Source organism: Sphingobacterium yanglingense, assembly GCF_004363245.1.
GTDB classification, from domain to species: Bacteria; Bacteroidota; Bacteroidia; order Sphingobacteriales; family Sphingobacteriaceae; genus Sphingobacterium; species Sphingobacterium yanglingense.
In genome coordinates this window covers 1,328,980-1,340,536 of record NZ_SNYV01000011.1, presented here as the reverse complement: position 1 = coordinate 1,340,536, position 11,557 = coordinate 1,328,980, and the positions used below count along the sequence as shown (strand labels likewise).

Sequence of the window (11,557 nt, the reverse complement as noted above, 5' to 3'; positions counted from 1 at the left end):
ACCATATGAATACCTATAAACTTTAGACGGAGGGTGTAAAAAAGTAAAATAATTGTTGCAAATGTGAGAGAAAACCTTCTATCTTTGGCTATTGTTTTTAATCAGTCTAAATAAACAATTTAGTTTGATTGTATAACTGATAAAAAAGAGCGTCATGCATAAGACAGCAATCTTAGCATGACGCAAAATCTAATAACAGCAGCAACTGTTAATAGAAAATCTGTTTAATAAGACAGATTGCCCCGATACAGAAAATATGGAAGGCAGTGCAAGATAAATAAAAAGACTTGCACTCCTTTCATAATCGGTTGAAGAAGATTTAAAAATTAAATTATTCAACAAGTTATGAAGTACATTTTACATCAATTGTTAGTATTACCTTCTCTGGTCTTTATGGGACCTTCGTTTTTTATCCATAACCCGTGGATTGAATCTACCGTTAGAGAGATTATCGATCAAGACGAAACTCGATTGTATACACATCGAGGAGTTACAAGTTATTACGCTCCTAATTGAAGCCGTATCAAGGCTGTTTTTACAGTCTGCGAGTAAGTAACAAATTCTCCCAAGAACGATAAAACTATAAGAAATGCACGTTTTAAAATACGTCATCTTGATATTGGTATCAGGATGGTATATAAATGTGGATGCACAGACATCACATTTTCAACTTAAAGGTAATGTACAATCTTTAACAGGAGAACCTCTCCAACACGCTACCGTTAGGGTCAATGATCTTGTTATCATTACGGATAGCAAAGGATACTATGCTACCCGAAGCCTAAGAGATAGAAAGGTTAGGATTCATGTATCAGCTTTAGGATTCAAATCTCAAGAACAAACTCTAGCGCTAAAAGACACCGTAACCTATCTAAATTTTAACTTAAAACAAGATGATAAATATATTGAGGAAGTCCAAGTGATGGGGCTGACCAAGACCGAAGAAGTCAATCGTCAGGCATACAATGTAACGGCCATTGATGCAACTAAACTTTACAATACGACCTTAGATATAGCTGGGGCCTTAGACCGCGTGGCTGGCGTCCGGGTCAGGGAAAATGGAGGTTTAGGATCCAGTTTCAATCTTTTACTAAACGGTTTCTCTGGAGAGCATGTACGTTATTTTTTGGACGGTGTGCCTATGGAGAATTTTGGTAGCTCGTTTCAGATAAATAATATCCCGATCAATTTAGCCGAACGAGTCGAAGTATATAAAGGAGTAGTGCCTGTATGGCTTGGTTCTGATGCATTGGGTGGTGCTATCAATATAGTGACCAATAATAAGAAACAAAACTATGTAGACGTCTCCTACTCTTATGGATCATTCAATACCCATCGAACAGTGATCAATACAGCAGTGACCAATAAGTATGGGCTCACATTGCAGCTCAATGCTTTTCAAAACTATTCGGACAACAACTACAAAGTTGATATTGCAAAACATAATAATCGCTTAGATAACTATACGAAACCCACCCGCATATCTCGCTTCCACGATACGTATCACAATGAGTCCATAATTGCCAATTTTGGGGTAGTCGATAAGCCCTATGCAGATAGACTACTGTTTGGAATAGTTTTAGGGCAAAACTATAAAGAGATACAGACTGGAGCGCGGATGGATGCCGTATTTGGTGGCTGGCACAGAAGAGGAAGTACCGTCATGCCGACTTTAAAATACAGTAAGAAAAATCTTATTCAAGGGCTAGACGTTATTCTGAACGCCAATATTAATCTGGGCAAAGAGCAGAACATCGATACCGTCGCAAAACGATTTGATTGGTTTGGGGATACTCAAGCCGGATTGCCACCTACTGCTGGCGAACGCAACCGTAGTCTCTACAAGTATAGCAATAATGAAGGCTTGGTAACAGCTACTGCCAGTTATTCGGTGAACGAAAGGCATAGTTTCAATTTGAATAATGTCTTTTCCAATTTCAATCGAAAAGGCAGCGATGAATTAAACCCAGGAAATGATCAATATGAATTAGCTAAGAAAACACAGAAGAATATATTGGCTTTTGGCTATCAGTATCAGGTTGCTGATCGATGGAGTACCTCTATTTTCGCAAAACACTACAGTCAGCATAATAAAAACGGAGATACGCACGGACAACAGATGACTCGTTTGGGATATGGTATAGCTACATCGTATTTCATTAATCCCCGTACACAGTTGAAAGCATCCTATGAGCTTACCAATAAAATGCCGACACCTTATCAGATTTTCGGAGATGTTGAAAACCAAGAAGCCAACCCAAATCTAAAGCCCGAGGGGAGCAATAATTTAAATGTCGGCTTGAATTATAGTTTTAGTTTAGCAAGTAGTCACAATTTTTCCGTTACTCCTAATCTGATTTACCGTGATGCCAAAGATTTTATTTATCAAAGGCTCAATCAGAATCAAAGCAAATATATCGCTGATAATAGAGATGGCGTAATGACTTATGGAGGAGAGGCCGATATTCGCTATTCCTACAAAAACTTCATTCGAGCTGGAGGTAGTATGACTTATCAGTTCCTGTGTAACATGCAGCGCGTCAATAGAGATCCACAGACAGGAGTTGAAACTCCGAGTGATGTCTATCGAGACCGAATGCCTAACATACCGTATTACTTTTGGAACGCCGATGTTGCTTTCTCATTCCATGATATGGCCGGCAAGCATAACGATCTAAACGTAGGCTATAACGTAAACTATGTGAAATCCTTTTGGTTATTCTGGCCTAGTCGAGGTTTTGAGAATTCTAGTCAGAAGAAAATCACTCCTACGCAGTTTAGTCATGACATCAATGTCGTGTACAGCTTAAAAAATGGTAAATATAACATCAGTCTAGAAGCCCGTAATATCACAGATGCCAAGTTGGTAGACAATTTTGAAATGCAAAAGCCTGGACGTGCTTTTTACCTTAATCTAAGATACTTCTTGAACAGGAATAAATTTTAATAAAATAAACAATCATAAAATAATATCAAACATATGAAATCTAAACACCTATTATTCGCATTGGCCACAGTAGGGGCACTTTTTGCTTGCAAAGACAAGGATAGTGAAGTCATCAATAAAACACCTGGCAATTTTATTGTTGCGGTAACGCCTAAAGCCGAAACCGAGATAGCAGATTATCTACTCACAGCTGGTAGCCTGGATGAGGGGACAATATCTACAAAGGGACAGGGAGTAGAGCAGGATGGTACCTACAGGTATTATGTGACTCATAAGAATCGTTTCTATAGCATGCTTTATGGGCAGGGCAATCCGGGAGCCGTAACAGTTTACGAACTCCAGAATGGAGGGCTAAGTAAATTGGCAAATGCAGTCACCGAGACCGTCCAAGCATTTGCACCAGTCAACGATGATATATTGATGACTAAAATATCAAGAAACGTAACCAACCCTACGATTAGCTGGTATGGATTTAACACTTCATCCCTGAGGATCGACAAACAAGGAAACATTAATTCGGCGGAGTTGGCTGCCAATAATGGGGCTCCAGGAGAGTTGGCATTCTTTTCTTGGATCAAACAGGTCGGTAACAAAGTGTATGCACCTTATTTCTCCATAAAAGCCTGTTGTAAGGCAACCTTCGGAACAGATTATCCCGATCAGGCATGGGTAGCCATTTATTCTTATCCCGATATGAAGTTGGAAAAAGTTATTAAAGACGATAGAATTAGTTTTATCGGAAGATACTTTATTGATGCGCTAGAGCTCACAGGCAATGGAGAAGCGTATGCATTCTCTAGTGCGGTCGCATCAGATGGTACGAAGCTTAATTCTACTAAGCCTTCAGCAGTGGTAAAAATCAACACAGCGACAGGAGAGTTTGATAAGTCCTATTTCTTCGATTTTGAACAGATTTCAGGAGGATTGAATATCACGACATGGCTGTATGTAGGCAACCACAATTTCATCGTGTATTCTAATGAGAAATCGGATAAAGATGCCTATGGAACAGGCAATATCCTAGGAGTTATCAATGTCGCGAATAAAACATATAAAAAGATAACAGGCCTACCTGTTGCGAGTGAAATCAGCTCTTATACTATGCGTAACAACTATACTCCCAAAGATGGCCGTACAGGTTATATCGGTGTCAATCTAGCTTCAGGGGTCAGTTATATCTATAAAATAGATGCTACCACAGCTACCGCTAGCAGAGGGTTGAAAGTTGAAGGCGGTACGATCACTGCTATCGAACACTTAAATTAATTCAATAACCTCAAAAGCTCTATGGTCTTGATTATAGGCGATAGAGCTTAACATTTTTAATATACAATGAATAGTATACTGTTATCGGTGATTCTGATCGGATCCTTTTTATTTTATCATTCCAGTGAAAAGGTTCAATTTTCATGTAGGCCCACCTGGTTGAATAAATGGAGTAAATATAAAAAAACGTTAAGATCGATCAGCATATTGCTTTTCATTCTATCCGGTTTTGTTTTGGCTCAAACTCAGGGAATAGGTGCTGGTATCTTTGCTTTGACGATATATATCATGGCTGCTTTTAGCGTCACTATTCTTTTGGTACCTTATGGATTACTCCGTTGGTATCAACTTGCAGCGATATTCGTTCTTTGTTTGAGTTTGGAATTACTTGTCTTTTAGAGATTCTCTTATTTGTCCTTATGCCCGCAAACAAAAAATATCTCAGTACTCCTTTTCAGCGATTCCTAAAGATGTCTGCAGGTTTTGTCGGAGGATATAGCGTTATGCTATCGTTTCATTTGTTATTATCAACCGTTTTCGAAAAGAACAATTTGATTATCACTGCTGCATTTACCGGCTATACACTTTGGGCGGTACTGTTACTACTTGCCTTTCTAGCAAAAAATGGATGGAAGGTATGGCTTTATTATGCTGTTCTAACCTTGGTTTTTGCATTACCATATCTTCTCAAAAACTAATTATGAACATCAGAAATTATAATATTTACTTCAATACCCATACCATCAGTGGTATTATTATTTGCGCTTTACTATACGTGATTTTTTTTGCTGGCTCCTTTTCATTTTTTAGAGATGAAATCGCAGCCTGGCAAAAAGGAACTTCTTACGCCAAGTATGAACAGGACTTTGCAAATTACGATAAGCTGATTGACTCATTAGGGCGCGAGATGGATTTGAGAGGACGTGATCTCACCTTCTATCCTAATCAAGGAGGTACAGGAACTTATGTCAATATTTCGGCATCCAATGATTCCATCCTGAATAAGGAGAATATGGCTCAAAAGAAGCCTGTTAAGGAGCAGAAAAAAGGACGTGGCCGCGGAGGTAATACAGACTCCAAGTATTTTTCTTATGATTTTGTACAGCACAAATCAGGCGATTATGCAAGTAATTACGATATGTCGGAGTTTCTCTATCGTTTACATTTTCTAGCGCAGTTGAATGAAGTTCCGATTAGAGTTGGTATTGCACCTTTCGGTTACTTTGTCGCAGGGATTACCTCTTTTTTATTTCTATTCGCATTGATTACAGGGCTGATGCTGCACTGGGATAAGATTGTGTCCAACTTTTTCATTTATAGACCCTTTAAAAAATGGAAGACCGTATGGACCGATATGCATACCGCTTTAGGCGTAGTCGGGTTTCCTTTTCAGTTTTTATATGCAGTGACGGGTGTATTCCTGATTATAAACTCTGTGTTAGCTATTCCTTTCGGAAAGTTACTCTATGGAGGAGATCAGGACAAAATGTATCAGGAATTAGGCTATTCCAGAAGTATAAAGCACGAATATTCATACAAACCAATGGTAAAGGAAGTGCAGGTAGCTCATTATCTGGATCTGGCACAGGAGAAATGGCCTGATGCGGAGATGAAGCGCATCCATATTAAGAATTATGCCGATTCTAATATGCATATCCTAGCAGAGTTTGAACCACATTTTAACAAGAGTTTTGCTGGTACTGGCATTATTGATTATCAGATCCATAACGATCAAGTTGTAGAAGAAAAATCACCTATGGATCATCCTACCTACGTCGATAAGGTCAAAAGCCTCTTGTATCGGTTACATTTCGGAGATTATGGCGGTTATCCGGTAAAAACCATCTATTTTGTACTGGGGATTATGGGTTGTCTCGTTATCACCTCCGGCATATTAATATGGCTGGTAGCTCGAAACAAGAATAATGTTATACCGAGAAAGCGGAAGTTCAATCTGTGGATGGCCAACTTGTTTATGGCTGCATGCCTGACCATGTTGCCTGTTACAGCACTTACATTTATTGCTATTAAGCTAAAGTCGGAAGTTAATCAGCATTTTATTTACAGCGTTTATTTTTACAGTTGGCTTATACTCACCCTATATTACACGCTACGTAAAGATATCAATCGGACCAATAGAGAAACGCTTTTATCCGGCAGTATTTTAGCATACTGTATTCCTATTGTCAATGGTGTTATTTCCAATAATTGGGTGTGGTCTACTATATCGAGACGTCACACAGATATATTGGTTGTCGATCTTCTGTGGCTTACGATAGGTACTATCGGAATGATTGCTTTTATTAAGTCGAAGCGCTTTTTTGCGACCTTAGATCAGACGAGAAACTAACTTTTGCTTCATCCACATCGACTAGCTTTGTACCCGATGGTATGTGTAGAAGCTTAATATTCTGAATATATTGTCAAGTTTAAACGATATACTCAGAAAAGGATGTATAGTAACAAAAGTAACTTATTAATAATATATATATACATAACTTAGCCAATGGGCAATTTGTCAATAGTAATTTTTAAATGATGAAAATGTAATACTATGGAGGATCATATCGTCAAGGAACATTGGGAAAATGTATATAATACTAAAAAAGCAGAAGAAGTGAGCTGGACACAAGTTGTTCCAAAGACCTCGCTAACGTTTATTTCTTCTTTATGTTTGGCCAAGGACGCTGCTATTATAGACGTAGGAGGGGGAGATAGCAATTTGGTAGATCATTTATTGAACTTAGGTTTTGAGAATGTTACGGTGTTAGACATATCCGGAAAAGCTTTGGAGCGAGCACAGCTTCGTCTGGGAGACCGTGCCAAAATGGTGAAATGGATAGAATCTGACATTACAACTTTCGAACCCGAAGCAATGTATGATCTTTGGCACGATAGAGCTGCTTTTCATTTTTTAACTGCAGAACAACAACTTTCCGCTTATCTTGATATTGTGCAGCGATCCGTAACCGGGCATATGATAATAGGAACCTTTTCTGAGAATGGACCATTAAAATGTAGTGGGCTGGAAATTAAACGATACACAGAAGATACTTTGAGAGACATATTCCACGGGCATTTTGATAGGCGCTCCTGTCTTAGAGAAAATCATGTGACACCTTTCGGTACCGAACAAAACTTCGTATTCTGTAGTTTTAAGAAGATATGAATTGGTTGAATAAATATTTCTATCACACTTTTTGAAAAACACGAATTATATTAGATTTTAACTGTAAATTTATAAGTATATAGCGTTAGCTATCAGGGGATATTCATGATTCTAAATGACTGGACAAAAGCTGGAGAAATGGATCGTTTACGTAAAACCACACTGTTGACCCTTTTATACTTACTGTTTGTTATTTACGGGGTATCAGCACAAGAATTTATACAAGACCACCGGTTCGGAAAACTGACTATCTACAGCCCCGAAAGATTCCCAAATAAAGAGGCTAAGTCTTTAGTCTTGTTTATTTCTGGTGATGGAGGTTGGGAGTATGGTGTTGTCAATATGGCTCGTGCTATTGCTAAACAAGGGGCACTGGTAGTAGGGATAGATGCAAAATCTTATAGGAGCTATCTAGGTCATCAAACCAAAGGTTGTTTATATCCAGCAGCTGATTTCGAACAGTTGAGCCTGTTTTTGCAACGCAAGTATAATTTTTCGATATATCAAAAGCCGTTACTTATAGGCTATTCGTATGGAGCTACATTTGTATACGCACTTTTAGCTCAAGCGCCTGCAGGGACATTTTCCGGTGGTATTGCACTGGGATTCTGTCCTGATTTAGAATTATCACTTCCGCTTTGTAAAGGCAATGGTCTGTCCTATAAAGTACTAAAACCGGGTAAATCATATTATTTGAATAAGGTCCCCCAATTACCCAATCCTTTTATTGTCTTGAATGGACTAAAAGATGAAACCTGCAACTATCAAGCGACCGCAGAATTTCTGAAAGGCATTGGAAATACGAAGTTAATAAGCTTGCCTAAAGTAGGTCATGGGTTCTCCATAGCAGACAATTGGCTCCCAGACTATATAGCCTCCTACCAAGATATATTAAAAAAACAGCAAGAATTACATCAATCGGCGTTAGCTCTTACGGGTCAATTAAAGACCCAGCTGCCGGTTCGGATAGTTAAAGCAGGAGATAATTCCTGGAAGCATCTATTGTTCTTGATTTCAGGAGATGGTGGCTGGACAAGTTTCGACCAAGGTCTGGCGGAAAGTTTTGCATCCAAAAATATTAATGTTATTGGCTTAGATGCGCAAAAGTATTTTTGGAATAAAAAGACCCCCGAAGAGACGGCCAAACAAATAGATAATGTTTTGGTACATTACCTACAGCAATATCCAGATCTACGTGTTACATTGATGGGGTATTCATTTGGAGCCTGTGTTGTTCCTTTTGTAGCTAAGCGGCTGAGTCCAATTACTTTTAAGTCTATCAGTAATTTGGTTCTTCTCGCTCCTGATCGTTATGGCGATTTCGAGATACACGTTGCCGATATGTTAAATTTAAGTCAAACAAAATCTTCCTATAATGTGGTTGATGAAGTCAAAAACGTAAAAAAACTGTTTAAACTATGCATATTTGGCAGTGATGATGATCCGGGGTTATCTCAGGCCTTTTCTCATCAGTGAGTGACGACCAAAGTATTGCCAGGGGGACATCATTTCGACAATAACTTTAATGCAATTGTTAATCTCGCAATGCGTACAGACTAATGCCTATGTTCTCACATCTAAAAGCAAAGCAGTACTACTTTAAAGAAATATTAGCATTCATTTTTTTGATTCTAGCGTACTATTTTCTTAAGCAGGAACGTGATGAAATCCAAAAATTACCTCATATCCTTTCTAATGCCGATGGTGCTTTCTTGATTTTGGGCGTAGTTATAACGTTTATTTACATATTTCTACAAGCTTTAATGTATGTGTATTCCTTTAAGGCTGTGCAGCGGGTTATTACGATAGGTCAGGCATTACGACTTTTTTTGAAGCGAAATTTAGTAAGTGTTTTTCTCCCGGGAGGAGGAGTCACATCCTTAATGTTCTTTAATGAGGAGCTTGTTCGAACGGGGGTGAGTAGGAGTAGGATCGGTTTTGCTTCTTATATCTATGCCGTTGTCGGTTTTGTATCGTTAGCAATTGTAGCTGTTCCAGTGATCATTTATCTTACCATAGCTAGAGAAGGTACAGAACATACATGGGCAGCGTTGGCTGTTATAGGAGGATGTATGCTTTTGGTTTTCCTTATTACCCATTCCTTTGTCAAGCGGGGCTGGGTATTTCATATTCTGTATAAACTTAGTCCACAGATTGAGACACTGTATCACGAGATTGAGTCAGGACAGTATTCCTTGAAAAGTATTTATTGGACTATATTTTGGTCTATTGGCATTGAAGTCACAGGGATACTTCACTTGTACATAGCAATGCGTGCACTAGGACTGCACGCTTCATTTGAAGCGTGTGTGGCCGGTTACACAATAGCAACCTTATTCTTTGCAGTTTCACCATTTCTACGTGGTCTAGGAGCCGTTGAGGTATCGCTTATTTATATGTTACAACGTTATGGGATCAATGGTGTGGAAGCAATTTCGGTCACGTTATTGTATCGTATTTTTGAATTCTGGATGCCGTTAGTCTTTGGGATTGGCGCATTCTTTTTTGTACGCGGTAATATTTTCATGCGCTTTCTACCCAGTTTACTCTTTTCCGTTCTTGGAATTGTAAATATGTTATCCGTATTGACCCCGCCTTTACAGGACCGTTTACATCTATTACGTGAATTTTTACCCTTAAGCGTTATCCATTTTTCAAATATAGCCGTAATGATTACAGGAGCATTGATTTTGTGTTGTGCAGCATTCCTGTTCAGAGGCTTTAAAAATGCATGGTGGATGGCTGTATTTCTTACAATACTCTCACTTTGTGGTAATATCGCAAAGGGAGTGGATTATGAAGAAGCATGTTTAGCCTTTTTTACATTATTAATATTATTGGCAACACACAAAAACTACTATATAAAGGGAGATGCAAGACTACAAAATTTTGGTCTGCTCACCGCTGCAGTTATTTTGGGTTCAGTTTTGATATATGGTGTGATAGGGTTCTATTTTTTAGATCAAAAAGAGTTTGGTGTAGACTTTGATTTAAAATCTGCTATTATTAGTACCCTCCGTAGCTTTTTATTACTTGATCCAGTTCCCGAGCCCATCAGTAGATTTGCAACAGGATTCATTTACTCCATTAACCTACTAGGGACAATGTCTATTGTGCTTCTTGTTTATGTCTTTATCAAGCCTTATGTCTTTAAAAGCCAATCTGCACAAAAGGAAAGACAGGATGCTTATGCATTAGTTCAGAAGTATGGGCATAGTGCTGATGATTATTTCAAAAGTTACGATGATAAGTCGTTCTTTTTCTCTACTACGGTATCTGGCTTTGTAGCCTATAAGTCTGCGGATGGTTATGCTGTGGCACTTGGAGAGCCGGTTTGCCCCGATGATCATCAGACGGTGACCGTGTTAATAAAGGAGTTTGAAAAGTTTTGCTTCTCCAATGGCTTAAAGACAGCATACTATAAAATCGCTGCTGAAAGAATAAATGTTTTTCAAGCACTAGGAAAAAAAGCTTTGCCGATAGGATTAGAAGCCATCGTGGATACGACAGCGTTTACATTGGAAGGAAAGGAACGTAAATCGCTGCGCAATACGATGAATGCCCTTGCCAAAAAGGGATTCAAAACCTGTTTGCTCCAACCACCTATAAAAGATGGAATATTGCAAAAATTACAGTTTGTCTCAGACAATTGGTTATCGGTTACGGGGCGTCACGAGCTTTTCTTCTCCTCGGGTGTATTCAACTGGGATGAGTTAAAACAACAACAAATCATTACCGTCGAAAACGAAGACGAGATGATTGTGGCTTTCCTTAATATTATTCCAGATTACGTAGTTGGAGAGCTTACTTACGATCTTATCCGGAGAACCGAAGATGCTCCATCCGGTGTGATGGATGCCTTGATTGTGGCTCTAATTGGAGAAGTGAAAAAACAAAATTTACGGTATCTTAATATGGGAATGGCCGCTATGTCCGGAATCGAAAATCCCAAGGGATTCCCTGAGTGGGCGATAAAATTTGCCTATGAAAAGCTACCACAGTTCAAGCATTATCAAGGGCTTTATGAGTTTAAAGATAAGTTTTCGCCCGTTTGGACTGCCAAATACATGATATACGAAAACCATTATGATCTAGCTTCATTGCCTATGGTCATCAGTAAAATTACCAAAAGATAGTTTTCAGTTGGACAATAAGTATTGAAATGAATTCCAAAT

The 11,557-nt window shown here is 38.6% G+C and carries 9 protein-coding genes; all 9 read left to right on the top strand.

Annotation, left to right across the window (positions count from 1 at the left end; all coding sequences use genetic code 11):
- Positions 1 to 345 precede the first annotated feature (345 nt).
- The 9 genes from CLV99_RS23180 (at position 346) to CLV99_RS07895 (ending at position 11,518) form a co-directional block, all read left to right on the top strand.
- The gene (locus tag CLV99_RS23180) at positions 346 to 516 is read left to right on the top strand and encodes a hypothetical protein (RefSeq protein WP_162850057.1); all 171 of its coding nucleotides are present in this window, start codon (positions 346 to 348) and stop codon (positions 514 to 516) included.
- Positions 517 to 589: 73 nt separating this feature from the next.
- The gene (locus CLV99_RS07930) at positions 590 to 2,947 is read left to right on the top strand and encodes a TonB-dependent receptor (RefSeq protein WP_133583938.1); all 2,358 of its coding nucleotides are present in this window, start codon (positions 590 to 592) and stop codon (positions 2,945 to 2,947) included.
- Between the two features lie 33 nt (positions 2,948 to 2,980).
- Positions 2,981 to 4,213: a DUF4374 domain-containing protein gene (locus CLV99_RS07925; protein WP_133583937.1), complete on the top strand. Its 1,233-nt coding sequence runs from the start codon at positions 2,981 to 2,983 to the stop codon at positions 4,211 to 4,213.
- A gap of 66 nt (positions 4,214 to 4,279) precedes the next feature.
- Positions 4,280 to 4,612 (top strand): hypothetical protein, encoded by a 333-nt coding sequence (locus CLV99_RS07920; protein WP_133583936.1) that lies wholly within the window; start codon positions 4,280 to 4,282, stop codon positions 4,610 to 4,612.
- 20 nt (positions 4,613 to 4,632) lie between these two features.
- A complete protein-coding gene (locus tag CLV99_RS07915; RefSeq protein ID WP_133583935.1) occupies positions 4,633 to 4,911 on the top strand; it encodes a hypothetical protein in 279 nt (92 codons plus the stop codon).
- Between the two features lie 2 nt (positions 4,912 to 4,913).
- A complete protein-coding gene (locus CLV99_RS07910) occupies positions 4,914 to 6,563 on the top strand; it encodes a PepSY-associated TM helix domain-containing protein (protein WP_133583934.1) in 1,650 nt (549 codons plus the stop codon).
- A 204-nt stretch (positions 6,564 to 6,767) separates the two neighbouring features.
- The gene (locus CLV99_RS07905) at positions 6,768 to 7,382 is read left to right on the top strand and encodes a class I SAM-dependent methyltransferase (RefSeq protein ID WP_133583933.1); all 615 of its coding nucleotides are present in this window, start codon (positions 6,768 to 6,770) and stop codon (positions 7,380 to 7,382) included.
- A 105-nt stretch (positions 7,383 to 7,487) separates the two neighbouring features.
- Positions 7,488 to 8,858, top strand: a complete 1,371-nt coding sequence (locus CLV99_RS07900) for an AcvB/VirJ family lysyl-phosphatidylglycerol hydrolase (protein WP_133583932.1) — start codon at positions 7,488 to 7,490, stop codon at positions 8,856 to 8,858.
- 89 nt (positions 8,859 to 8,947) lie between these two features.
- Complete coding sequence (locus tag CLV99_RS07895) at positions 8,948 to 11,518, top strand: phosphatidylglycerol lysyltransferase domain-containing protein (RefSeq protein WP_162850056.1); 2,571 nt, start codon at positions 8,948 to 8,950, stop codon at positions 11,516 to 11,518.
- Positions 11,519 to 11,557 lie beyond the last annotated feature (39 nt).